The organism is Sphingobium yanoikuyae (assembly GCF_013001025.1).
Lineage (GTDB): Bacteria > Pseudomonadota > Alphaproteobacteria > Sphingomonadales > Sphingomonadaceae > Sphingobium > Sphingobium yanoikuyae_A.
In genome coordinates this window covers 11,271-36,819 of the sequence record NZ_CP053022.1, presented here as the reverse complement: position 1 = coordinate 36,819, position 25,549 = coordinate 11,271, and the positions used below count along the sequence as shown (strand labels likewise).

Below are 25,549 nucleotides of genomic sequence, written 5' to 3'. Positions count from 1 at the left end.
AGTACCCTTACCGCGCGCCGATATCTTGTATGCTTGCCAAGGACGACAACGACCCTTTGTGGACGCTCTGCTTTTAATTTGTCATTCCGAACTGCTGACGGTCTCCTATAGGAGCGGCAGCAGTTGACTGAGCGATCACTAACCGGAGCGGGGGTGGCGTTGCATGAGGCAATGGCTGCCCCTCGACAAGATCGACGAGTTGATGGGTCGCTATCTCGGCCATCTCGCCAAATGGTCTTGCCACGGTGGTCAGCGCCGGCGTCAATAATTCTGCGACCAGGCTGCCGTCAAATCCGACAACGGAAAGCGGGCAGGGCACTGAAATGCGGCGTTCCGACGCAACCTTCAATATGCCTGCGGCCATGATGTCATTGGCGGCGAAAATGGCCGTGGGTAGCGGCGATAGGGACAGGAGCTGCTCGGCTGCTGCCACGCCGGAGGCCAAGCTGTAATCCCCCTCGATTTCATGGAGGAAGGCAACCCCATTCCGGTCGAGTGCTTCGATGAAGCCACGACGCCGTTCGATGGCGGATATCATGGTCTGGGGGCCAGTGACCATCGCGATCCGCTGGTGGCCGAGGGCAACCAGATAATCCGCGACAGCACCGGCCGCATCGGCTTCGCGGGACAATATGACGCTGCCATAGCCATCGATCGGCACGGCTGAGAGCGCCACGGCGGCAACCTGTTCGGCTTGCAAGGCCTGGGGCAAGCCAATGATGCCGGACACGGGCGGCAGCACGATCAGGCCATCGATGCGAGACCTGCGGGCGAAGGCAAGCACATCCTCGATCGCGCCTTCTTCTTCCAGCGGCGTGGAATGGCAGATGACCTCATAGCCACGCCGTGTCGCTTCTCGTCCGACGCCGCGTTGCACAGTGTCCAGGACCAGAGCGTTGCGATCATTATGGACGATGCCGATCAGGAAGGAGCGGCCCTTGGCCAAGGCTCTTGCGCGCAGGCTCGGCCTGAAGTTCAGCGCAGCAATAGCTTGTTCAATGCGTCCTCGGGTGTCGTCACTGACCCGCGGCGAATTGTTGAGGACGCGCGAAACCGTGCGGATCGAAACGCCGGCGCGATCCGCGACGTCAGAAATGGTTGGCTCATGGCCATTATTGAACGAAGCATTGCTATTCATGGTCGAACGCTATGCTGACTGGTTGCGTCTGTCACGCGCTACCATCATGCCCACCTATTTGACTTGACGCGCGGGTTGGAGAGGCATAATCCACGGCCATCAATGATAGCGCTAACGAAAGCGTGTCGAGCAATTTACGGCGGAGCAGGTCAAGGCTCCAACTGGTCATTGCAAGAAAGAAGGGGAGGATCGAATGAAGCAGATACAATCGTTGCGCGTGCGTTTCCTGACGGGAGCCGCGCTTATTTTTTGTCCCACTGTGCCAGCGCTGGCACAGGTGCAAAATTCTGCCGAAACGCCGGCTGTCGCTGCCGTTGAGCAGCGGCAAGGCGGTTCGGATGCCGCGACCGCGGATATTGTCGTCACCGGATCGCGCATCGCGCGCAATGGCTTCGATGCTTCAACCCCGGTCAGCGTGGTCGGCTCCGAGGACATCAAGCTCTCGGGCAATGTGAACGTCGAAAAGACGCTGGCGCAGCTGCCGCAGGTGGTCGGTTCGCAATTGGGTAGCGCGACCTCGAATACCGTTCCCGGCGGCTTTGCCGACGTCAATCTGCGCGGCTTTGGTTCGACCCGCAATCTGGTGCTGGTCAATGGGCGGCGCTATGCCATTTATGGTCCGGAGCAGGTTACCGATCTCAACACGATCCCGTCGAGCCTGATTGCGCGCACGGAAATCGTGACGGGTGGTTCGTCGGCCGTCTACGGCTCCGATGCCATCACCGGCGTCGTCAACTTCATCATGCGCGACGATTTCGAAGGCGTGGAAGCGCGCGCCCAGCTTAACATGGATCGTCCCACCGGGACGCCCGTCTATACCGTCGATCTGACGATGGGCGGCAATTTCGCTGATGGGCGTGGCAATCTGGTTGTGTCGGGCAACTATCTCAAGCGCAACTCGATTACGCGCGGGCAGCGCGGCAGCTTTGCCTATGACTCGCTCAACGATGGATGCATCGTGCCGGGCAGCGGCGGCCATGACCGGGCCGGCACGCCCTTCACGCCGGCCTCCGGCCTGGGCTGTGTCGCGGGCGGCGGCGAGCTTGGCTTCGTCGCCGGCGGCAGCGGCGATATCCCCAATGGACGCTTTTCCGGTATCCCGGCGGCGGGGGGCTCCAATGCGGCGCTCAATGCCGCCTATGCCAATGCCGGCCTTTCGGCGATGACGTCGCGCGGCTTCACCTTCAACGATGAAGGCACGGCCGCCCGGCCACAGATCACGCCGCAGGATGATTTCAATCTGGGGCCCGACAATTATCTGATCCAGCCGCAGAAGCGCTGGATGATCAACAGCTTCGGCCATTATGATTTCACCGATGATATCACCGGCTATATGGAGCTTCACTATAGCAGCAATGTGGTGAATGCCCGGCTGGCGCCGACCAATGTCGGGTCGCCCACCTTGTTCGACGTCAATAATCCCTATCTGACGCCGCAGTTGCAGGAAGTGCTCCGTCAGCTTGACCTGGCCGAAACCGGGACGACCACCGTCACCAGCGGTACCGCGACGCGGACGACGACCGCAGGGGACGGCCTGGCGGTCCTGACCGCCGGCCGGCGCTATCGCGAGGTGGGGCCGCGATTGGCCAGCGAACGGCGCAACGTGTTCCGTGGCGCTTGGGGCTTCAAGGGTAATCTGGGCAGCGTGTCGGACAATGTCCTGACCGATCTCAAGTTCGACGCCTATTATACCTATGCCCGCAGCGAAGACACGCTGCTGCTGCAGAACGCGATTTCGCGTAGCCGGCTGCAGGCGGCATTGTTGTCGGTCAATGGCGCTGCTCCGGTCTGCAACATCTTCGGCCAGAATATTTCCGAAGCCTGCGCGAGTGCGATCCGCATCAACGCCACAAACTCGACCATCGCCACCCAGCAGGTCGCACAGGCGAGTGTCACCGGCACCCTGTTCCAGCTCCCCGCCGGCCCGGTCGGTTTCTCCAGCGGCTATGAATGGCGCAAGACCAGTGCAACTTTCACGCCGGACTCCTTCCTGGCCTCGGGCGACGTCGCCGGTTTCAATCCCGGCCTGCCGACGAAGGGCAGCGTGTCGGTGAACGAGATTTTCGGCGAATTGCGCGTGCCGTTGATCCACGATACGCCGTTCATGGAGAGCCTGGTTGCCAATGGCGGCTTCCGCTATTCCGACTATAGCCTGTCCGGCATTGGCGGTCAGTGGACCTATCTGGGCGGGCTCGACTGGCGGGTGAACCGCGATCTGGCCTTCCGCGGCCAGTATCAGCGGGCGATCCGTGCGCCCAATGTGAACGAACTTTATGGTGGTGTGACCCGCGTGGTCGGTGTCGCGACCGATCCTTGTTCCTCGCGCGCTTCGGCGGCGCAGCGGACCGATGCCGTCCGCGCGGTCTGCATCGCGACGGGCGTTCCAGCTGGCGCGGTCTTCACCGATGCGGTCCAGCCCAACAACATCATGCCGGCGGACTTTGGCGGCAACGTCAACCTGGGCGCGGAAAAGTCCGACACGTTCACCGTCGGCGCCGTGTTCACGCCCAGCTTCGCGCCCAAACTCTATTTCAGCGTCGATTATTTCAATATCTCGCTGGACGGCGCGATCTCGTCGTTGGGCGGTGGTCTGCAGAACACGCTCAACCTCTGCTATACCGTCATTCAGGACGCCAATAGCGAGTTCTGCCGGGCGATCGTGCGCAATCCCAATACGGGCGAGATCAACGATCCCTATGTGGCGCAAATCCGCAACGCCAATACCGGCAAGCTCAAGACGTCGGGCATCGACTTTGCGATGCGCTATTCTTTCGACGTCGGTTTCGGCTTTCCGGGTCTGGGCAGCACCAGCTCGTTCGATATCAGCAGCAACCTGACCTATCTGGACGAGTTCACGTCCACGCCGGTCGCGGCGTTGCCCGACATCAAGAATGAATGTGCCGGTGCCTATGGCCCGACCTGCGGGCAGCCGCTGCCGCGCTGGCGGGCGACGTCGCGCATCACCTGGAATGTTGAGGATCTGAGCCTCAGCCTGCGGCATCGCTATATCGGCAAGGTCACGACCGACCGTTATGTCGTACCGCATCGTCAGGGGGCGGCGAACGCGCCGAGCCTCGACAGCTTTGCCTATCCGGTGCTGAACGATCAGAATTATTTCGACCTGTCGTTCAACTACAAGCTGCGTGACGGGATGGAGATTTTCGGCGGCGCGAACAACATGTTCAACAACAAGCCGCCGGTTACCACCCAGGGGCCGAATGCGAACACCTTCTCGGCGACCTATGATGTGCTGGGGACCGAGTTCTTCATCGGCGCATCGCTGAAATTCTGAAGATGAGACAGGAGGGCGGGGACAGTTGGACTGTTCCCGCCTTCATCATGACAAGGGGATGGATGATGGGTTTTGACCGGCGGAGCTTCCTGCAGGGCGGCGCATTGGCAGGCATGGCCGGGATCGCGCAACCGGCTTTTGCCGCGTCCGGTGCGGGCCTGGGATCGGCTGCCGGGGCCGTTGGCGGGATCGTCGATGTCCGCCAGTTCGGCGCCAAGGGCGACGGCACGGCGATCGATAGCGGCGCGATCAACAAGGCGATCGATCATGTCGCAGGGCTGGGCGGCGGGACCGTCTATTTCCCGGCCGGCTCCTATGCCAGCTATACGATCCGGATGAAGAGCCGGGTCACGCTGTTCCTGGCGGACGGCGCTGTCCTGCTGGCCGCCGCGCCGACCGACACGCAAGGCTATGACCATGCCGAACCGATCGGGGAGTGGGGGGCCTATCAGGATTTCGGGCACAGCCATTGGCGCAACAGCTTGATCTGGGGCGAGGGGCTGAACGACATCGCGATCCTTGGTCCGGGGCTGATCTGGGGCAAGGGGCTGGGCCGGGGGGACGGCAAGGATAATTGGCTCAAGGATCCGACCGGTCCCGGTACCGGCAACAAGGCGATCGCGCTCAAAAATTGTCGCAACGTTCTGTTGCGCGACATCAGGATATTGGAGGGCGGCTGGTTCGCATTGCTTGCCACGGGGGTCGATAATCTCACCATCGACAATGTGCTGGTAGACACCAACCGCGACGGGTTCGACATTGATTGCTGCCGCAATGTGCGGATCAGCAATTGCACCGTCAATTCCCCGTGGGATGACGGCATCTGCCCCAAGAGCAGCTATGCGCTGGGCCATCCCCGCATTACCGAAAATCTCACCATTTCGGACTGTTTCGTCACCGGCAATTATGAAGTCGGGTCGGTGCTGGATGGTAGCTGGCGCAAGATGCCGCCATCCTTTGCGCCCAAGATTCACGGCCGGATCAAGTTTGGCACCGAAACCAATGGGGGCTTCCGCAACATCACGATCAGCAATTGCATCTTCGAGGATAGCCGGGGACTGGCGTTCGAGACGGTCGATGGCGCGGTGGTCGAGGATGTGACGGTCAGCAACATCACCATGCGGGGCATCATAGACGCGCCGCTGTTCCTGCGGTTGGGCAAGCGGATGCGCGGACCTGCGGGCGTGCCGATCGGTACGATGAAGCGCATCCTCATCCAGAATGTGGTGAGTTCGAGCGCCAATATGCTGCCATCGGTGATTGCGGGACTGATCGATCACCCGATCGAGGATGTCTCGATTGCCGACTGCCATTTCCAGCATGTCGGTGGTGCGCCGACGGCGATGGCCAAGGTGCGTCCGCCCGAGGCCGAACTGGCCTATCCCGAAGCGACGATGTTCGGCGATCTGCCCGCCACCGGCTTCTTCGTCCGCCATGCGCGCAATATCCGCTTCAGCAATGTCGAGGTGGCGGTGGCCGCGCCCGATCCGCGCGCCGCCTTCCGGCTGGAGGATGTGCAGGATGCCGACTTTGTCGGCCTGCGCGCGCCACGCGGCACGACCTGGTCGCTTGACCGGGTCACCGGCTTTCGCAGCAGTGGGTCGCGCTGGATTGCGGACCGCCGGAGCGACGGCTCGCTGTCCGGCGACTTTTAACTTCTGCGGTCTGGTGCGGCGGCGAAAGCCGCCGCGATCGCATCGCGGAACGGCTTGGGGTGAAAATCGGCATCGAAGGGGCAGGGCCGCTTGGCCATGCCGTCGGGCCGCAGCCGCATGCCGCTGAGCCAGCTATAGCGGTCGGACAGGCCCCAGCACATCACCGTCTTCGTCTGGGGGTAGGATAGCATCAGGTCGAGATAGGCCTTGGCATGGGCAGCGACCTGCGCGTCGCGCGGACGGATGGCGCCGGGCAGCGGATTGTCATGCACGTCCATTTCCGTGACGAGCAGGCCAAGGCCCATGCCGGTGACCTGATCCAGGAAGCGGCGGAAGGCGGGCTCATCCAACGACCCTAGCCCCGTCGGCGTATCGCTGAACTTGCTGCCGAGATGGCTTTGTATGCCGAGAGCATCGACGGGCGTGCCACGCTTGCGCATCTGTTCCAGCAGGCGCAGCACCGCATCCCGATGCACGCCCTCGTCTGCGCGCCAGCCCATATAGTCATTATAGACCAATTGGGCCTTGGGCGCTGCCGCGCGCGCGGTGCGAAAGGCGATGTCGATAGTCTCGAACGCGCCGATATGCCGGGACAAAGCGGTGTCGCGCAGCGCCCCGGTTTCGGAATCGATCGCTTCGTTGACGACATCGAAGCTGTCGATCCGGTCGGCATAGCGGCCGGCGACCGTGGCGACATGGTCGGTCAGCAGCCGTTCCGCTTCTGCTCTGGGATTGGGGCCATAATCATGCTCCGCCACCCATTGCGGCATCCATCGCTCGCTGTGCCACAACAAGGTGTGGCCGCGCACGCCAAGGCCGTTGGCACCAGCCCAATCGACGATCCGGTCGGCGGCGCGAAAGTCGAAATGCTGCGCATCGGGACGCGTGATCGACCATTTCATTTCATTTTCCGGCACGACCAGCGCGCATTGCGCGGCATTGAGCGCGCGATAGCCGGGGTCGGCGAAATTATCCTTGCCGACCGTGCTGCCGAAGCGGATGCCCTTGGCGGCGCCCAGCGTGGCGAGGGAGCTTGCCGATCTTGCCCAGGCAGGAACCGGCAGGGCCAGGGCCGCGGCGCCCGCGATCAGGCTGCGGCGGTTGATACTCCGGTTCACAGCGTGACCCGTTCATTGGCGTGCAGGGTCAGTTGGCGCATGGGCTGTCCAGTCAGGCGCAGCCGGATCGTCTGCGCTTTCGGCTCAATGCCGATCAGATGGCGCGGCTTGCCCTGCTTGTCGGTGACGAGGCGCGCGGCCCCGCCTTCGATCCGGCCGATTTCTGCGCCCGCAAGGTTAAGGTCGGCGCCGCCGGCACGATAGGCCATGGCGGCACTGCGCCCTGCATCGGTCGGCATCGACAGGCGGGTGGCCTGCGCCGCTTCATGGCCGGGGCGGACATTCCAGTGCAGGTCGTCGGCTTCCTCGCAGACGCCGACAAGCCGCCAGCTATAATCGACCATCACCAGCGCGGCGGGGGAGTAGCCGGCGGCCTCGGCATGGGTGAAGGCGCCGGTACGCGGGTCCATCTGCTGGCGGAAGGTCATGTCGCGGATCAGCGCTGCGCACCAGGGATTCATCATCTGGCTGAACTCGGCGGTGCGGCCATAATGGTCGAACCAGCGGCCGGCGCGCAATGCCGTCAGCGCCTGGGTGGCGCCGCCCCAGCTGTTGGCCGGGATTGATCCGACAAAGGCAGGGTCGTCCATTGCCACCGACGTCAGCGGATAGGGTGCCCAGAAGGCTGCCGGATTATGCAGTTGCCGGGTCCAGAGCATGTCGAACAGCGCCTGGTCGGGCACATGTTCGCCGCAGACGCGCGAGAGAATGTCGGAACGCACGCGCACGAAATCGCCCTTGGCATCCAGATCGTAGAAGGCCGCATCTTCCGGCACATAGAGTTTGGAAAGGATCAGGCCGCGAATATGCTCGGCCTGCGCTGCCCAGCGGTCGGCCTCGCTGGTCTTGCCGAGCTCCTTTGCCATTTCGGCCAAGGCCCTGCGCCCGCCATAAACGGTTGCGGACAGGTCCGGGCACAGACGGGGCAGGGTGGCGATGGGGTGATGGGTGCGGGCATCCTTGTTCGGGCACTGGTTGGGCATGCCGGCCCAGCGCGGGCTGTTGTCATGGCCGGTGTCATAGGTGCAAAATCCTTCGACCAGTCCGGTGCCGCGTATATTGCGATAGCGCATCAGCCAGCCATCCCAGGCCGAACAGGCGCGGTAGCTGGCCTCCAGCAGCGCGCTGTCGCCGGTCGCCCGCGCCAGTTCCCAGGCGGTGGCAGCGATCGGCACGACCATCTGGATCTGGCCAAAGCCGGTTTCGACAATCTTGTTGTTGGCGGGCAACTGGCCGTCCGCCCGCTGCAATTCGAAAAAGGTCATATGGCTGTTACGGGCCACGTCCGGCCGGAACTTGCGATAGACCAGTGCCTCGTGCGGTCCGCATTCCTGCCAGATGCCCTGATAGACGGCGCCTTCGATCAGCACCGGCTTGCTAACATAGGGCATGACCTGAACGTTGGCGGCCAGTACTTCCAGCGCCTTGTCATAGGCCGCCTGCCAAAGACGGTTGGCGGTGCTGAAGCGCGGCGTGTCGGCGGCAGGCCCCGCATAGGCCATACGACTTGTGCCAGCGCTGGCAAGGGCGCTCGTGGCGGTGAGCAGGAAGGAACGTCGATCCATTTAATTTCCCCTGGAAACTGGCGTTATGGCGCGGCAGGCGCGGGATGATCGACCCGGACCCAGTCAACGTCGATAGAACCGTCGGGCTTGCCGCGCGTGAAGGTGAACAGCCCCGGTCGGGATCCCTTCCACCAGGAAAAGCGCGGGAGGGCGATGGCGTCGCCGAACGGCTGGAATGCGCGGCCGTCGAGACTGTAGCTGTAACGGACCATCTGGTCTTCGCTGACCTCCGCCCGCAATTCGACGGAGGAGCCGGTGAGGGCTGGGCCGGTGGTTTCGTCCCCGGCTGACGCCAGAGTCAGATGCGACTGCCCATCCTGCCGGACGATGCCGATCCAGCTTGGCTTTACGCCGAACAGGGTAAGCCCCGCCCGCTGGCCATCGGTCATCCGGCCGATCTCGATCCGGGTCGTGATCCGGCTGCTCGGTCCCTGCAATATCTGGGTCAGCGTGTTGCGGGCAGTCACCAGATGGTCGGCGGGCAGGGCTTGGAGACGCAGGAAACCGGGGCGTGCAGTAAGGCTCCAGGCACGGTTGTCCGGATTATGGTTCCATTCCCATTGTGGCCCCAGTTTCGCGCTGCCGAATGCGTCCGTGTCCTGGAGCCGATCCTTCGTTAGGGGCGATCCCGTGTACGGCATGGCATGACGCTCGACCGGCTGGCCGACATCACTGCCAGGGCGCAGGTCGCCGATCACCGGCCAGTCATCGACCCATTTGAGCGGTTCCAGATAGGTGATGCGGCCAAAGGCGCCGCTGCTGTTGAAATGGATGAACCAGCCCTGGCCCGACGGCGTTTCGACCCAGCCACCCTGATGTGGCCCTTGCAGAGCGCTGCTGCCCTGGGCCAGCACGGTTTTCGCTTCATAGGGGCCGCGAATGTCGCGCGCGCGCAGAGCGGCCTGCGCGCCCTTCTCCACGCCGCCATAGGGCGCGAAGATATAATAATAGCCGTTGCGTTTGTAGAATTTGGGGCCTTCCAGGATCGGCAGCTTCTGCTTGTCCTCGACGATCACCGTTCCCCCATCGAGCACGCTCTTGCCGTCCGCGCTCATACGATGGAGGATCAATGGCCCGGCGCCATGGCGGGAATGGACCAGCCAGGCCTGGCCATCATCGTCCCAGAAGGGACAGGGGTCTTCCAGCATCGGCTGGTCGATCACCTTGACCGGCGCGCTCCAGGGGCCTTCCGCCTTGCTGGCGGTGGCCATGAAGATGCCCTCGTCCGGCGTCGCCCAATAGACGTAGAACAGGCCGGCATGATGGCGGATCGACGGCGCCCAGACGCCGCCGGCATAGCGCGTGTCGCCGATCGGCTTGGAAATCGCGTCGGTCAGGCTGTGGGGGCCGGGCATGTCATATTCGGGCGCGAACGGCAGGCGCGGCAAGACATGGCCAAGGATCGACCAGTGGACCAGGTCGCGGGAATGGAGGATCGGGATGCCGGGCGAGAAATGGAAGCTCGATGCCACCATATAATAATCCTGTCCGACGCGAATGACGTCGGGGTCGGAATAATCGGCGTAGAGGATGGGGTTGACGTATGTCGATGCGGAGGGTGACGCCTCCGCCCCGGCACCAGTGGCGCAAATCAGAGATGCAGCGCATAACAGTCTTGCCAGCATTCCGCCTTGAAGCGGCATCAGATATCCCTCCTGTCGGCAAGGCTTTAGAATGGGCTTTGCTCGTTGATGGACTGATTGTGCTTGGAAGAGTGCCGTAACGCAACCATTTTTAGATAGCGCTACCATTGTCTAGGTACGTTTTCACCACGATCATTTGTTCGATGTTGATATGCTGCCAGTTTCGCCCCTTCCCGGCCGTTCAACCACCAATTTTTCTTTCCCACGTGCAGCCCGTCCGCTTTTCCTTTCCGGATGCCCGAGACTTGCCAGTTTCGGCTGCCCCTTATCAGCAAGGATTTGCTACCGTTAGGCTCTGCTGGGCATTAGAAATGCTCGACCACCGGCACAAATAGACGGCTCCAAGGCTTTGCTCATCGCGGGAAGGGAGTTGGCCAAGCGCCAGAGGCCTGCCCTTGACCAGACCATTGCGGCGAAGGCCCGAGTGCGATCAACCCGTCTGATCTAGGCTGCAGCATCGCAGGAACTCGCTGCTGAGCGCATCGACCGCGCCGCATGTCTCGAAAAGAAGTGCACGCACCCAGCGATGTCCTGCGTCATTGTGTGTGCGTCCATGCCACACGGCAAGCTTGGTGAAGCCCGGAACGGCGACCGGTGGCTCGATCAGTGCTAGACCATCGGAGGCAGCCGCCAGCCGCCGTGGCACGACCGCGATGAGATCGGTGGCTCGCAGCACCTCCGCCAGAGCGAGGAAACTGTGGAATGACAGCGCCACATGCCTTTCCCGCCCTTCACGGGCCAGTGCTTCGTCCGTGACGCCGTGGAACGAGCCACCTGAGAAGGACACCAGCGCGTGATCGAGCGCGCAGAAACGCTCGATCGAAATCGTCGTGCCGCCGGCATCGGGATGGCCGGCCCGCAATGCGCAGACATAGGTTTCGTCGAACAGGCGCCGCGAATGGAGGTCGAGCGGGGCGGATTCCGGTGTCATCAGCGCCAGATCCAGTTCACCCCGTTCGAACTGCTGGGCGATCCTGTCATTGTCGATCGGTCGTGTCGCGACCCGGATTCCGGGTGCGTAACGGCACAGCTTCATCACGAACGGCACCACCACCGCCTGAAGGGCATAGTCGGTGGCTGCCAAAGTCAGCGTCAAGGATGCCGTCGCCGGATCAAAGGCTGCCGGCCGCAGCAGGGCTTCGACATTGGCGAGGATCTGCTTGAGCGGTTCGGCCAGCGCGAGGGCGCGCAATGTGGGCTGCACACCGCGCTGCGAGCGCACGAACAAGCTGTCGTCGAAACTCTCGCGCAGTCGCGTCAACATGCCGCTGACAGCGGGTTGGGTGACGCCGAGCCGCTCCGCCGCCTTGCTGACGTTGCGTTCGTCGAGCAGCGCATCGAGCGCGCGCAGCAGGTTGAGATCGATCGTTCTGATATCACGCACGATGATAGCCCTGATAGATGGAGCTTATTTGCCTTATCATTGCACGATGCCCATTTCGAGGAAAGCGGCAACCGATCCATATTATCGAGGGCGACATCATGATGAACGCAATCCACTGGCCCGAGGGCTTTCTCCCCGGCTTCAGCGACAATTTCGCCTCGAACGAGGTGATCGTGGCGGGGCTGAATGCCGCTGATATCTGGCCGCTGCTGGCCGAGGCACCCCGCTGGCCGGATTATTACGCCAACATTGCCAACATTCGCTTTTATGATGGTGGCGGCCCTGAACTGGCCAGCGGAACGCGCTTCTATTTCGAGACCTTCGGTTTCCCGGTCGAGGCCGAGGTGGTGGAATATGTCGCGCCGTCAGACAACGCACCGGGCCGTGTCGCCTGGCACGGCTGGGCTGGCGAAGGCGATAGCCGCCTTGATGTCCACCATGCCTGGCTGGTCGAGAATCTCCCCGGTGGCCGCGTCCGCATCCTCACCCAGGAAACGCAGAACGGCGCGCCGGCGAAGGCGTTGGCAACAACGAAACCCAATCCCATGATCAATGGTCATCAGGACTGGCTCGACGGCCTCATTGTCGCCGCCCGCAGCACGAAAGGCTGAACTCCATGAAAATCCTCATCATTCTCACCTCGCATGACCGGATCGGCGCCAGCGACCGCAAGACTGGCCTCTGGTTCGAAGAACTGACCACGCTTTATTATGTGTTCCGCGATGCCGGTGCCGAGGTGGACATCGCCTCTGTCGCGGGCGGCCAGGTGCCGGTCGATCCCCATTCGATCGAGGAAGCCGGCAAGAACCCTGTCAGCGTCGATCGCTTCCTCGCCGATGCTGCTGCAATGGCAAAGATCAAATCCTCCCCGGCCATCGCGAATGTGCGCGCGGACGACTATGACGCCGTGTTCTTGCCGGGAGGCCACGGCACGATGTGGGACATGCCGGACAATGCCACGCTCGGCGCGCTATTGTCCGATGCCTGGGCGAAAGGCAAGGTCGTCGCTGCCGTCTGCCACGGCCCGGCCGGCCTCGTCAGCGCGAAGGATCAAGCCGGCAAGCCGCTCGTCTCCGGACGCACTGTGTCCGCCTTCTCCAACGAGGAAGAGGAGATGGCCGGCCTGACGCAGCAGGTGCCCTTCCTGCTCGAAACCCGGATCCGCAATCTCAGTGCGCATTATGAAAGCGGCCCGGCCTTCCAGCCCTTCGCGCGCCGTGATGGCAAGCTGGTTACCGGCCAGAACCCGCAATCGTCGGAGGAAGTCGCGCACCTCGTCCTCGCAGCCGTGCGCGGCTGATCCCCTTTTTTGCCCGCCAAGGAGCTTTCATGTCCGCATTGTTCGAGCCGTTCAAACTGAAGGGCGTCACCCTGCGCAATCGCATCGCCGTGCCGCCGATGTGCCAGTATAGCGCCATCGATGGTGTCACCAACCGCTGGCACTGGATCCATTATCCCTCGATCGCGCGTGGCGGCGCAGGGCTGGTGATCGTCGAGGCGACCGGCGTGTCGGCCGATGGCCGGATCACGCCGGGCTGTACCGGCCTGTGGCATGACGGCCAGATCGAGGGCATGGCCCGCATCGCCGCCGAGATCAAAGCGGAAGGCGCCGTAGCCGGCATCCAGATCGGCCATGCCGGCCGCAAGGCGAGCGCAAACCTGCCTTGGGAGGGCGACGATCATATCCCTGCCGGCGATCCGCGCGGCTGGGAGCCGATCTCGCCGTCCGCGATTCCGTTCGGCGGTGGCCTGCCCCGCGTGCCGCGCGAGATGACTCTTGCCGATATCGAGCGGGTGAAGGCCGATTTCGTCGCCGCTGCAAAGCGCGCACTGGCCGCCGGTTTCGAATGGCTCGAACTGCATTTCGCGCACGGCTATCTCGCGCAGAGCTTCTTCTCGGTCCATGCCAACCAGCGCACTGACCAATATGGCGGCGACTGGCGCGGGCGTGGCCGCTTCCTCATCGAAACGCTGGAGGAGGTCCGCAAGGTGTGGCCGGAGCATCTGCCGCTGACTGCGCGCTTCGGCGTCATCGAGTTTGACGGCCGCGACGAGGAGACGCTGGTGGAATCGATTGCGCTGGTGAATGAATTCAAGGCACGCGGGCTCGACATGCTCAATGTCAGCATCGGTTTCTCGACGATCGAGGGCAAGACGCCATGGGCAGAGGGCTTCATGGCGCCCTATGCCGGCCGCCTGCGGCGGGAAACCGGCCTGCCGGTCGCCACCGCCTGGTGCATCGACGGGCCCGAGGTCGCCAATGCGGCGGTCGAAAAGGGCGAACTCGATCTCGTCATGATCGCGCGTGCGCACCTGGCCGATCCGCATTATCCCTATGTTGCTGCGCAGGCACTCGGCGTTGAGAAGCCGGCTTGGGTGCTTCCCGCACCCTATGCCCACTGGCTGTCGCGCTATCGCGGCATTGGCAAGGCGGCTGCGCAATGATCTGACCGCCGGGGAGGTCGAGGTTCGCGATTATCGTAGCGGCCGTGGGCGGCGGTCATGCTGGCGAAATGGCAATCTCGGCCCCGGATGGACCGGCGTGAAATTTCGACCCTTTGCGGTCGCTCAGCCGTCGATTTCCGATGCCCAGATGCGGTCAGTCTGCTTTCCTTGGTCGCCCTGCAACGCGCAGCTCCACGATTACTTGCCGCCCAATCTTATGGTCCGTTCCGGCCATTGATACCGCAAGGCCTCGACTAGCAGCGAGAAGGCGAGCGATGGCTGCGTGACCGTCGGATAATAGAGATAGAAGCCGGGGAATGGCAGGCTCCACTCGTCGAGTACGATTTCCAGCCTGCCGGCTTGCAGATGTGCTTCCGCCAGATCCTGCGGGATGAAGGCGAGACCCAGTCCTGCAACGGCTGCGCCGAGGCAGGAATAGCTGTTATTGAAGATTAGCTGCCCGCCGACTTGCACCTTGATCTCCGTCTCGCCCTCCCGCTGCAATTCCCAGGCGTAGAGCCGTCCGGAGGTCTGGCGCAGCCCGATACAATTGTGCGACTGGAGATCGGACGGGCTTTCAGGCCGACCATAACGCTCGAAGTAGTCTGGCGAGCCGACGGCGACCATGCGGGCGTCCGGCCCGATGCGGACGGCGATCATGTCCTTCGCCAGAGTTTCGCCGTAGCGCACGCCCGCATCATAGCGCTCGCTGATAATGTCGATCAGACCATAGTCGGTGATCATCTCGACACTGACGTCAGGATAGTCCCTCATGAAAGCGGTCAGCTTGGGCAGCAGAAGTTCGTTGATGGCGTGGTCCGATGCGCTGATACGGATCTTGCCCGTAGGCCTGTCTCGCACTTCGTTGACCGCGGCCAGTTCCGCCTCGATCCCGTCCAGATAGGGACTGACCTTCTGGAGCAGCCTCTCGCCGATTTCTGTCGGCGCCACGCTGCGGGTTGTGCGGACGAGCAACTGGACCCCGAGCCGGTCCTCCAGTTTCTTGACGATCTGACTGATCGCGGACTGGGAAAGCCCGAGCTTACCGGCTGCTTTGGTGAAACCGCGCTCGCGCGCCACATGGACGAAGGCGGTGATGTCGCTCAGCGTGTCCCGCGCCATTAATTAAAATCCCTACTGATTATCAGAAGATTTAGACCTCTAATTATGGATCGACGCGCGGGCTAGATAGTGGAGGAGAAATTCATCCGAGAACTACGAGGTAGACCATGCCGGCATCCGGCAAAATCGCGACAGCGCCTGCCTGGGGCGCGGTGATAGCAATGGCGCTGTGCGCCACGATACTGATATCATCGGAATTCATGCCGGTCAGCCTGTTGAGCCCGATCGCGCGCGATTTGGCGATCACTGAGGGGCATGCTGGCCAGTCGATTGCCATCTCCGGCCTCTTCGCGCTCATCACTAGCCTGTTCATCTCGGCGATCATCGGCGTTTCTGACAGGCGTCGCGTCGTGCTAATCTTCACCGCATTGATGGTCATGTCCGGCGTGATGGTCGCACTCGCGCCCAATGCCCCGCTGCTGATGGCAGGGCGCGCATTGCTCGGGGTCGCGATCGGCGGATTCTGGTCAATATCGGCAGCAGTCGTTATGCGCCTCGTGCCCGAGGAGTCCGTGCCTAAGGCATTGGCGATCCTCAATGGCGGGAATGCGGTCGCGACCACATTGGGCGCCCCCATCGGCAGCTTCCTCGGCGGCCTGATCGGCTGGCGCGGCGCCTTCTTCTGCGTGGTGCCGCTCGCCGTCATCGCGTTCGTTTGGCAGTGGCGCAGCCTTCCGGCCCTGCCACCCGAAAAAGCGACGTTCCGCGCACGCGACGTGTTCGCTCTGCTGAAACATCGGCAGTTCGCCATCGGCATGATTGCCGTTTCTCTGTTCTTCTTCGGTCAGTTCACGCTGCTCACTTATCTGCGTCCGTTCCTTGACCTGGTGACGGGGAACGACGCGCCGCTGATCTCGGCCATACTTCTGGCGCTGGGCATTGCTGGCTTTGTTGGCACGATCATGATTGGCTGGCTGCTCAAGTCACACCTCTACAGCCTGCTGATCACCATCCCGGCCATGCTGGCAGTCATTGCCATCACGCTGGTCGAAGTTGACGGCACGCCCCTGACCGCCGGCCTGCTCCTCACCCTTTGGGGCCTGCTCGCCACCGCCGCGCCGGTTGGATGGTGGACCTGGCTCAGCAAGACTATGCCACATGAGGCGGAAGCCGGTGGCGGCTTGATGGTCGCGATCATCCAGCTTGCGATCATGCTCGGCGCGATGGTCGGCGGCACATTGTTCGATGCTTGGGGCTATCGCGGCCCGTTCAGCGTCGCAGCCGCCCTACTCGTTATCGCGTCGCTGCTGGCGGTCGTCACGTCGCGCATCCGCACCATGCCGATCTTCGCCGAACAACTGGCCTGACAAGGAGAGCCCAGCCATGACCGACCGATCCTCCTCATTCGAGCGCCGCGGCGTGCTCAGGGCTGGCGCAGCCGGTCTCGTCACCCTTGGCGTGCTTTCGATCCCTTCCATTTCCCCAGCAAAGGCTCCAGATATGACACAAGATTGGGACAAGACATTCCCGCGCAGCAACGCCGTCGATCACCAGAAGGTCTCGTTCAAGAACCGCTACGGCATCACGCTTGCAGCCGATCTGTATCTCCCCAGGGAGCGCGGCACCGAGAAGCTCCCGGCGATCGTGGTCAGCGGTCCGTTCGGGGCGATCAAGGAGCAGTCTTCGGGCCTTTATGCTCAGACCATGGCCGAGCGCGGCTTCGCAACGCTCGCCTTCGATCCGTCCTATACCGGCGGGAGCGGCGGTGAGCCGCGCAACGTTGCATCGCCGGACATCAACACCGAGGATTTCAGCGCGGCCGTCGACTTCATCGGGCTGCGGCCGGAGATCGACCGCGAGCGCATCGGTGTCATCGGCATCTGCGGCTGGGGCGGCATGGCGCTCAGCACCACCGCCATCGACAAGCGGATCAAGGCGGTCGTCGCCAGCACCACGTACGACATGACCCGCGTCATGTCGAAGGGCTATAATGACAGCACGCCCCCGCAGCAGCGCACCGAGGCGTTGGAGCAGATGAGCCGCCAGCGCTGGACGGACGCCGAGAAGGGCACTCCGGCCTATGGCCCGGTCTCCCTGGAGCTGAAGGGCGGCGAACCCGAGTTCGTCGTGCAATATGCGGCCTATTACAAGACGAAGCGCGGCTTCCATCCCCGCGCGATCAACTCGAACGCCGCATGGTCGCTCACCACGCCGCTGCCGTTCTTCAATCTGCCGATCCTAACCTATATCGCGGAGATCGCTCCCCGACCGGTGCTGCTCATCCATGGCGAGAAGGCACATTCGCGCTATTTCAGCGAGACGGCCTATGCGGCAGCGGTTGAACCCAAGGAGTTGATGATCATTCCTGGCGCCACGCACACGGACCTCTACGATCAGGTTGACATCATCCCGTTCGACAAGCTCACGACATTCTTCAACGACCACCTCGCGGCCTGAAACAAGTGGGTGGGCGTCATGCCCACCTACTATGCTGTCAAAGGGATTCATTCTCATTGCCAGTGCCATTCTGTCTGGCAGATGCCAGACTTGCGAAAATGGCTGGCTTTGAGAAGGGCTCCCGTTCAAAGCGGCGGCAGGGATTAACGCGGGGTCGCTGCCGACCCTTTGTCGCCATTCAGGCACCAATTTCGCATCCCCAGGTCCGGACTGTCCGGTAACCGGCAGGTCGCGACCAAATCTCGCCTTTCCTACGCGGCAATATGAATGTCCGGTCACGTCGAAACCGGTCTGTCGCGACGTTGATAGGAGTCGAATAGATAGGGGGGCACAAGCGGTTTTGAGACGAGGGCATCAGGCTTCACGCTATTTTGACGAGAGCTGAGATCTATGCCGAGGGCAATGAGTGCAGAATGGGCGCTAGAGATTCGGTCACAGCCGGAGTTCGACAGGCATTAACTCATATCCGGCATGATGTCAGCTGGGAGGTCCCCGGCGATGCATACAGATCCTGTCCAATGGGCCCGCATTCGTAAACTCGTCTTGATCGACGGGCAGTCGATCAGAGGAGTTGCCCGATCGCAACGGCTTAGCCGAGCCGTGGTCCGCAAGATGCTCGCGCAGGAGCAGCCCGCCAAATATCGCCGTCCGAGCCGCCCGCCAGCAATCGCCCCGTATGTGCCCACTATCACCTCAATGCTTATCGAGGATGAAGCGAAGCCGCAGCGGGAGCGCCGCACGATGAAGGCGATTTACGAGTCGCTGCGAGATCAGCATGGCAGCCTTGGCAGTTATGATGCCGTCCGCAGGCAATGCCGGAAAGCCCAGTCTTCGTATGTGAAAATCGCGGTTCGACCGTTTGGCTTTGACGCATCAGGCGCATGCGTGGCTTTCGCTCAAGGGTCCCGAGCCTATCGGCTCAAGGCTGACGCAGCGGCTGCGGGCTCGACCATCGCTCTCAGTCTGGAGCGCGACCGCCGTGCCGAGCAGGGGCTTGAGGTGGCGCATTGGATCAATGAGCTTAGGGGAAACCACCTTGGAACCCCGTTACGGGTGTCAGCCGAGGTCGCTTCAAAGCTTCTGCCTTGCGTCCATGATCCCAGCAGCCGGCGGCGCAATCGGGCCATCACTGTCCTAGCCTATGCGCAGGGCTTCCCGATCCGGCGCATCTCTGCGTGCCTCGGGCTAAGCCGGAATAGTTGCAGACGCCATATTCGAGCGTTCCAAGCTGGCGGCGTCGAGCAATTGCTTGCCCCAATAAGCAGGGGAGTGCTGAAGGCTCAGCAAGAGGATCTGAAGGCCGCCGTTTTCCGCATTCTCCATGAGCCGCCAAAAGATCATGGCATCAATCGTACGTCTTGGACCATGCGCGATCTCCGGATGGTGTTAACCTCGGTGGGGCATCCGGCGTGCCTTCACGTTGTGCGGCAGATCGTCAAGGATGCCGGCTGGAAATGGCGCAAGGCGAGGATCGTGCTGACATCCCAAGACCCTGCCTACCGGGAGAAACTGGCGGCTGTGCAGACCATATTGGGTAAACTGGCGTCAGATGAGGCCTTCTTCTCGATCGACGAGTTCGGCCCCTTCGCAGTCAAAATGAAGTCTGGAGTCAAGCTCGATCCTCCTGGCCCACACCGTGTGGTCCCACAATGGCAGCGATCAAAGGGCTGCATGATCATGACGGCGGCGCTGGAGTTAAGCGGAAACCAAGTCACGCACTTCTACAGTGAGCGAAAGAATACAGCCGAGATGATACGCATGATGGAAGTGCTGATCGAGCAATATGCCGATCGACGCACTCTCTATCTGTCATGGGATGCCGCGTCTTGGCACATGTCGAAAAAGCTGCACCAACGGATCCAGGATCACAATGCGATCGCCGAGGTGGCTAGACGCCCGCGCGTCGAAACGGCTCCACTGCCAGCGGGCGCTCAGTTCTTGAACGTCATTGAATCAATCTTCAGCGGGATGGCTCGGGCAACCATCCACAATAGCAATTATGAGTCGGTCGACGAAGCACGGGCAGCCATCAACAGCTATTTCGCCGGGCGCAACCAGCACTTTCGCGAGCATCCCAAGCGGGCTGGCAAGCGCATCTGGGGTGAGGAGCGTAGCGAGGCCACCTTCTCAGATAGCAATAATTGCAAGGATCCGCGTTGGAGATAATAATCCGCTCGAGTGGGCGCTTTTGAATTTTGGCATGCTCAACCTTCCGGGGGCGGACGAACAGCATTTCCCGAAAGTGCCTTCCGACACGTCAGGAGGGGGCGGCGTCAGTCGACCAGCTCAAGCCGTTCCCACCAGTCACTTTGAACGACCGCTCGGGCCGAAAGCGGCCCTAGGCAACCACAGCCTTCCGCATCGTGGTTGATCGCCTTCGGTATAAAGAGTGAAGTCCGCCACACTCGGACCTCCGATGTCCCTCGGCTGCAGGAGGTTTGGTCACTCACCCCGCGGCTGTCGCTGACCGGCCGCTACGAGCATCTCGCCGCTGGGCCGGCGTCGGCCAAGGCAGGCTATGCGAGTTCGGACTTCGTCGCCGGCTAGCTCAGCTTCAGCTTCTGACGCAGCCCGGTGATCCGCCACCAGCCTAGCCCGCCATAGAGGAGCGCAAGGCCGAGGAGCGTGAGCACCCCCGGCGCCACGTCGGCGAGGCTGGCGTGCATCTGGTTGAGCGGCACGAATACTTGCACGCCGCTGGTCGAGGGGATCAGCTTCGCCACCGCGCGGACGAAGCCCGGCATCTGGTCGAGCGGCCAGGCAGTGCCCGAGAGGAAGAAGAAGGGCGCGGAGGTGGGCGCGAGGATCATCATCGCCCGCTCAGACCGGTCGAAATAGCTGCCCAGCCACAGCCCCAGCCCGGCGACCGAGGCCGCCAACAACGGCGCGGCGAGCAGCATGCCCGCGACATTCTCGTCGTGCGGGATGCCCTGCACCCAGAAGATGAAGCCGAACAGGAACAGGCAGGTCAGCAGCCCAACCGATGTGAACGCTGCCCACGTGCCGAGATATTCGCCATGCCCCATCCGCCAGCGCCCATCGCGCCGCCGCCCGCCGACGAAGGTAGCGACGCCGAACAGCAGGGTCTGCTGGATGATGACGATGGTCACGGCGGGGAAGACATAGCCCTTGTAGCCCGCGGTCGGGTTGAACATCGGCTCGCGGACGATGGTGACCGGCGGCCCGGTGCGCACGGCCTGGCCCAGCACGTCCAGCTTCTCGACGGCGAGATCGCGCAGCACCTCGGTCACCGCCTCGCCGATCGTGCTGGCGCGCAGGAGGTACGAGGCATTGACCCATACCGCGATCCCGGCCCCCGGCGCGCCGGTACGCAGCTGGCGTTGCAGTCCGCGGGCGATCAGCACCACGCCGTCCACCTTGCCCGCGCGGAGCTGCGCCTGAGCCTCGGCTACGCTCGGTGCATGTTCGGCCACGATCACGGCGCGCGTGGCTTCGAGGTTGCGGACCAGCTCGCGGCTGAGCGCGCTGCCGTCCTCATCGACCAGCACCACCGGCAGTTGCTGAGCGACTTCCTGGCTGTAGGGCGCCGGATAGTAGAAGGCATAGAGCACCACCGCGAGCAGCATCGTGCTGAGCAGGGTGCGGGAGGTCAGCACCGTCGCCCAGGTGGCGCGGAAGGCGGCGGCGAAACTCATCGCGCCTGCCGCCGGATCAGCAGCCAGGCGAGCGCGCCCGGCACCAGCACATAGGCGAGCAGTGCCAGAATCGGCGGGAAGATGGTGGCGACATCCTGTCCGCCCAGCTGCCCGGTCTGGAGCGCGAGGTAATGGGTGAGGGGCAGCACCTCACTCCAGAAGCGCGCGAAGCCGCTGCCGCCGTTGAGCGGCAGGGTGGCGCCCGCATAGGCTAACGCCGAACCCGCATAGACCGCGCAGACCGACAGCGCCGTGGCGGTTTCGCGCGTGGCTGCGACGAGCAGCGCGGAAATCGCGGCGGTGCCGAGATAGAAGAGCGTCTGCCCCGCGACGATCGCCGCTACGCTGCCCTCCACCCGCCAGCCGCGCCCCAGCGTCACGAACAGCAGCCAGGCGATGCCCCACAGGCTTGCGGCTCCGACATACGGCAGCAGCTTGCCGAACAGTGCGGGCACGATCGTGCCGCTGCGCGCCGCCCAGCCGCCGAGCGACCGCCCCTCCAGTTCCCGGCCCAGCGCCATCGCGGAGGTGACCGCCGCGACCAGATGCAGCACCGCCGGATAGATCAGCGTGCCGAGGAACCACTCGAAGCTCGACGCGGCGTTGTTGAGCGGCACCGCCTCGACGGCGAAGCGCCGCGTCGGATCCGGGGGCAGGGCGTGGCCGGAAAGCTGGTCCACCACCAGCGACGCGGCGGCGGCCTGCACCGCGCTCTCCGCACCGCTCGCCGCCTGCGAGCCGGAAGATAGGAAGCTGGCATTGTATAGGATGCGGATTACCGGCGTGCGGTGGCGGGCAAGCCCCGCGCCGAGATCCTTGGGCAGGTGGACGAAGCCATTGGCATGGCCGCGCCGCACTTCCTCCACTGCCTCCGCCTCGGTGGCGCGCATCGCGACGATATGGACCAGCGGCGCCGCGTCGATCGCGCGCAGGATATCGCGGCTCGCCGAGCTGCGATCGTCGTCAATCACCACGATCGGCAGCCGCCGCATCGATCCCTGCCAGAACATCGCACCGATCAGAAACAGCAGAAGCGCGGGGATCAGCGTCAGCCCGGCCAGGTCCCAGCGGTCCCGCGCCAGATGGCGCAGCTCCGCCCCCAAGGCGTGGCCGAAGGCGCTCATTGCGGCCAGTCGAACAGCACGCTCATGCCGGGGCGCAGGCCAGGGATCGCCGTAACCGGGCGCAGCTTCACCTCGAAGGCGCGGACGTCATAGCCCGAAGCCTGCCGCGTTGCGCGCCACGTCGCGAAGTCGCCGCGCGGGGCGATATGATAGACCGCGAAATCGCCGTCGCGGCCGAGCGCGGGGATGTGGCCGTGCAGCCGCTTGCCCATCGCGATCCACTTGAAGCGATCCTCGCGCACGGTGAGCGCTACCCAGCTATGGTCGATGTCGAGCACCTGATAGGCGGGGATCACCGGGCTGACGACTTCGCCGGGCTGCACAAGCTTGCGCGAAACCTCGCCGTTGATCGGCGAGACCAGCTGGGTCTCGCTGCCGAGCGCGGTGGCGGTCTGCAGCGCCGCCTCGGCGATGCGGACCTGGGCGTTGGCCGCCTGCTTGTTCTGCGGGCGTGCGCCGGCGAGCGCTTTGAGATACTGTTGCCGCGCGGCCTCGGCCTGCTTGGCGCTGGCGTCGCGCGCTGCCGCCGCCTCGTCGCGCCGCTGCGCCGCGACCACGCCCTGCGCATAAAGGTTCGCGGTGCGCCGGCTGGTCACCGCGGCGAGGTCGGCTGCCGCCTGCGCCGCCTGCCAAGTGGAGCGCAACGAGGCGATGTCCTCCTGCCGCACGCCCTCATTGGTTTCCGAGGCGATCGCGCGGGCGGCGTCCACCGCGCCCTGCGCTTGCGCCTTGCCGCCGGCGATCTCCGGGCTCGACAGCGTCGCGAGCAGCGTGCCGGCGCGGACGCGCTGGCCTTCCTCGGCCACCAGAGTCTCGACGCGGGCGAGCGCCTTGGTGGCGACATTGACCTCGTCGGCATCGACCATGCCCTGCAGCTGCTCGGGTGCGGGCCGGTTGGCGAGCCACAGCCCGCCGACGATCAGCACCAGCACCGCGATGCCGAGCACGATCGCGAGGATGGGCGGCTTGCGGCGCGGCGGAGCCGCGGTCTCGTCGGTCATTGCTGGTCCTCCACGTGCCGGTCGGCACGCGCCATGAAGTCGCTATAGTCGTCGACGCGGTGGCTGGCGGCGAGCAGCGCCATCAACCCCAGGTCATATTCATAGGCGGCGGCGAGCCGCTGGGTGCGGACTGTCGACAGCGCCGCCTCGGCATCGATCAGCGCCGATGAGGCGACCTCGCCTTCGCGGAAGGAAAGCTGCTGCACGCGCAGATTTTCCTGCGCGGCGGCGAGGTTGGCATCGAGCAGCAGGAAGGAGCGGCGCGCCGCTTCGGCGATGTTCCAGGCGCGAACGATCTCACCGGCGACGTCGCGGCGCGCTTGCGCGGCGGCATCGGCGGCGGCGGCCTGGTTCTCGCGGGCGGCCGAGAGCGCCTTCTGGCGATCGAAGTTGGAGAGCAGGGTCATGCGCAGCGAGACGCCGGCGATCCAGTCGGGCTCGGTCGGCAGCGCGTTGTTGCGATTGGCGTTGTAGCTGCCGAAGGCGAAGGCCTGGGGGCGATAACGCGATTTGGCGAGATCCACCCCGGCCTGCGCTGCGCTCTTGGCGGCATCCGCACCCTGCGCGCGCGGCGACTGGTCGATGCCGTCGAGGAAGCGCTGGAGCGGCGGCAGCGGCTCCGAATGGACGAACAGCGGAGTGGAGGCGGTGACGCCCAGCGGCTGATCGAGCAGCCGCGCCAGCGTATCGGTGGCGATCGCCTCCTCGCTGCGGGCATGCTCGAAGGCGCGCTGGGCGGTGTTGCGCGCGACCTCCACCTCCAGCACCCGGGCATGGGCGAGCACGCCTTCCGCTTCCAGCTTGCGCGCGTCCGAGAGGTGCCGGTCGAAGGCTTCGAGCTGTTCGCGGGTTGATACGGTCAGCTGACTCGCGACCTTCTGGCCGAAATAGGCGCGCACCAGATTGACGCGGGAGAGATCCTGCCCGCCCGCCTGCTTGGCCCGGGCGATGCCTACCGCTGCGTCCGCGCCCTTCTGGACGGCGGGAATCGCGCCGCCGGTATAGAGCGGCATCGCCGCGGTGATCGCCGGACGGAACACGGTGTCGCGCGTCTGGAACTCCAGCGTGTTGGGAATCGCGCCAAACAGCCGGGGCAGGGCCGCGCCGATCCGCTGGGTCACCTGCGCCACAATCTGCGCGCTCGCGCCGGAGAATTGCCCGCCAAGCTGGTCTAGAAAGCCGTTGGTGGCGCTCAGCGCATCGGCCTTGGGCTCGGACAGGTCGACCGAGAGCGTCTTCTGATATTCGATCACGCTCGCCGAGGCGGTGACCACCGGGCGGCGCAGCGTTCGGGTGGCGGCGGCGATTTCCTCGCTGGCGCGGACGGCATGGTCGTCGCCGGTGAGCCCCGGTGAGGCTTTGTCGAGCCTGGCGAGCGCTGCCTGAAAACTGAGCGGGGGCGGCGGCGCCTCCTGCGCTACTGCGGTGCCGGTAGAGGCGAGCAGTAGGGCGAGCGCGGCAGGCCCGCTGCAGCAACGGTGCGCGACGTGTAGATCCTGCCGCTTCGTGCTGCGCACCCTGCTCCGCCCCTGTTTTGCCTGCCACGCCGCCGAGGGTCGCTCCCGCGACGGCGTGATCTTCGATTACGCATATTTGCAATGAAACACGCGCGCAATTGAATTCCTCGGATGCCCCGCCCCCGTGCGGTCGCGAAACAGCAACGGCGCCATTTCGTACAGGTTTGGCCCCTAGGTCAGGAACTCATGGCCGATGCCGGTCGAGACATAAAAGCGCTGGAAAATGCCCGCCGCCTTGATCGCCTCGGCATTGGCGCGGGGAGTCATCATCTATGATCCTTGGTATAACGGCCAAGCTTCTGACATAACCAGAGGCCGGTCGGGCGAACGTTGAATGTCGGCTTCTGACGAGAGGCGCCGTTCGACATGCCGCAGGCGAACGGCAGCAAAGTCCCTGCCCAAGGTGTTCGACGCTTAGGCAACTCGCGACCCTTTGCGGCCTTTCAGCCGCCACTTCGCGCCTCTCACAAACGGACCGTCCGTTATCATTAG

Annotated in this window: 18 protein-coding genes; 8 read left to right on the top strand and 10 right to left on the bottom strand. The window is 63.7% G+C overall.

Annotation, left to right across the window (positions count from 1 at the left end):
* Positions 1-73 precede the first annotated feature (73 nt).
* On the bottom strand, positions 74-1,138 hold the full coding sequence (locus HH800_RS25395; RefSeq protein ID WP_069335662.1) for a LacI family DNA-binding transcriptional regulator: 1,065 nt from the start codon (positions 1,136-1,138) through the stop codon (positions 74-76).
* Positions 1,139-1,331: 193 nt separating this feature from the next.
* Here HH800_RS25395 and HH800_RS25390 point away from each other — a divergent pair, with 193 nt between their 5' ends.
* A complete protein-coding gene (locus tag HH800_RS25390) occupies positions 1,332-4,430 on the top strand; it encodes a TonB-dependent receptor domain-containing protein (protein WP_026109729.1) in 3,099 nt (1,032 codons plus the stop codon).
* A gap of 65 nt (positions 4,431-4,495) precedes the next feature.
* Complete coding sequence (locus HH800_RS25385) at positions 4,496-6,085, top strand: glycoside hydrolase family 28 protein (RefSeq protein WP_169863500.1); 1,590 nt, start codon at positions 4,496-4,498, stop codon at positions 6,083-6,085.
* On the opposite strand, the gene HH800_RS25380 is transcribed toward HH800_RS25385, so the two are convergent.
* From HH800_RS25380 to HH800_RS25365, 4 genes are all read right to left on the bottom strand, one after another.
* The gene (locus HH800_RS25380; protein ID WP_017503742.1) at positions 6,082-7,203 is read right to left on the bottom strand and encodes an endo-1,4-beta-xylanase; all 1,122 of its coding nucleotides are present in this window, start codon (positions 7,201-7,203) and stop codon (positions 6,082-6,084) included. The genes HH800_RS25385 and HH800_RS25380 overlap by 4 nt on opposite strands.
* The gene (locus tag HH800_RS25375; RefSeq protein ID WP_169863448.1) at positions 7,200-8,768 is read right to left on the bottom strand and encodes an MGH1-like glycoside hydrolase domain-containing protein; all 1,569 of its coding nucleotides are present in this window, start codon (positions 8,766-8,768) and stop codon (positions 7,200-7,202) included. The genes HH800_RS25380 and HH800_RS25375 overlap by 4 nt, the downstream gene beginning before the upstream one ends.
* Positions 8,769-8,791: 23 nt before the next feature.
* Positions 8,792-10,393: a glycoside hydrolase 43 family protein gene (locus tag HH800_RS25370; RefSeq protein ID WP_038292984.1), complete on the bottom strand. Its 1,602-nt coding sequence runs from the start codon at positions 10,391-10,393 to the stop codon at positions 8,792-8,794.
* Between the two features lie 448 nt (positions 10,394-10,841).
* Positions 10,842-11,795 (bottom strand): LysR family transcriptional regulator, encoded by a 954-nt coding sequence (locus HH800_RS25365; protein ID WP_017502358.1) that lies wholly within the window; start codon positions 11,793-11,795, stop codon positions 10,842-10,844.
* Positions 11,796-11,896: 101 nt separating this feature from the next.
* Here HH800_RS25365 and HH800_RS25360 point away from each other — a divergent pair, with 101 nt between their 5' ends.
* From HH800_RS25360 to HH800_RS25350, 3 genes are read left to right on the top strand one after another with little or no spacing between them, the layout of a single operon-like run.
* On the top strand, positions 11,897-12,406 hold the full coding sequence (locus HH800_RS25360; protein WP_169863499.1) for an SRPBCC domain-containing protein: 510 nt from the start codon (positions 11,897-11,899) through the stop codon (positions 12,404-12,406).
* Positions 12,407-12,411: 5 nt separating this feature from the next.
* The gene (locus tag HH800_RS25355; RefSeq protein ID WP_169863447.1) at positions 12,412-13,095 is read left to right on the top strand and encodes a type 1 glutamine amidotransferase domain-containing protein; all 684 of its coding nucleotides are present in this window, start codon (positions 12,412-12,414) and stop codon (positions 13,093-13,095) included.
* A gap of 29 nt (positions 13,096-13,124) precedes the next feature.
* Positions 13,125-14,240 (top strand): NADH:flavin oxidoreductase/NADH oxidase, encoded by a 1,116-nt coding sequence (locus HH800_RS25350; protein ID WP_069335654.1) that lies wholly within the window; start codon positions 13,125-13,127, stop codon positions 14,238-14,240.
* Positions 14,241-14,438: 198 nt separating this feature from the next.
* Here HH800_RS25350 and HH800_RS25345 read toward each other — a convergent pair whose 3' ends face one another.
* Positions 14,439-15,362, bottom strand: coding sequence for a LysR family transcriptional regulator (locus HH800_RS25345; protein WP_017502354.1), 924 nt, complete (start codon positions 15,360-15,362; stop codon positions 14,439-14,441).
* Between the two features lie 161 nt (positions 15,363-15,523).
* Between HH800_RS25345 and HH800_RS25340 the strand changes: the two genes are divergently transcribed.
* The 3 genes from HH800_RS25340 to HH800_RS25330 all read left to right on the top strand — a co-directional run bounded on the left by HH800_RS25340 (position 15,524) and on the right by HH800_RS25330 (position 19,925).
* Entirely contained in the window at positions 15,524-16,669 is a 1,146-nt protein-coding gene (locus tag HH800_RS25340) for an MFS transporter (RefSeq protein WP_017502353.1), read from the top strand.
* 16 nt (positions 16,670-16,685) lie between these two features.
* On the top strand, positions 16,686-17,759 hold the full coding sequence (locus tag HH800_RS25335) for an alpha/beta hydrolase (protein WP_026109426.1): 1,074 nt from the start codon (positions 16,686-16,688) through the stop codon (positions 17,757-17,759).
* A 600-nt stretch (positions 17,760-18,359) separates the two neighbouring features.
* A complete protein-coding gene (locus HH800_RS25330) occupies positions 18,360-19,925 on the top strand; it encodes an IS630 family transposase (protein ID WP_235682145.1) in 1,566 nt (521 codons plus the stop codon).
* Between the two features lie 377 nt (positions 19,926-20,302).
* Here HH800_RS25330 and HH800_RS25325 read toward each other — a convergent pair whose 3' ends face one another.
* The 4 genes from HH800_RS25325 to HH800_RS25310 are packed head-to-tail and all read right to left on the bottom strand — an operon-like array spanning position 20,303 to position 25,057.
* The gene (locus HH800_RS25325; RefSeq protein WP_017502349.1) at positions 20,303-21,415 is read right to left on the bottom strand and encodes an ABC transporter permease; all 1,113 of its coding nucleotides are present in this window, start codon (positions 21,413-21,415) and stop codon (positions 20,303-20,305) included.
* On the bottom strand, positions 21,412-22,539 hold the full coding sequence (locus HH800_RS25320; protein WP_017502348.1) for an ABC transporter permease: 1,128 nt from the start codon (positions 22,537-22,539) through the stop codon (positions 21,412-21,414). Before HH800_RS25320 ends, HH800_RS25325 begins: the two co-directional genes overlap by 4 nt.
* Positions 22,536-23,540, bottom strand: a complete 1,005-nt coding sequence (locus HH800_RS25315; RefSeq protein ID WP_017502347.1) for an HlyD family secretion protein — start codon at positions 23,538-23,540, stop codon at positions 22,536-22,538. The genes HH800_RS25320 and HH800_RS25315 overlap by 4 nt, the downstream gene beginning before the upstream one ends.
* Positions 23,537-25,057, bottom strand: coding sequence for a TolC family protein (locus tag HH800_RS25310; RefSeq protein ID WP_017502346.1), 1,521 nt, complete (start codon positions 25,055-25,057; stop codon positions 23,537-23,539). The genes HH800_RS25315 and HH800_RS25310 overlap by 4 nt, the downstream gene beginning before the upstream one ends.
* Between the last annotated feature and the right edge of the window lie 492 nt (positions 25,058-25,549).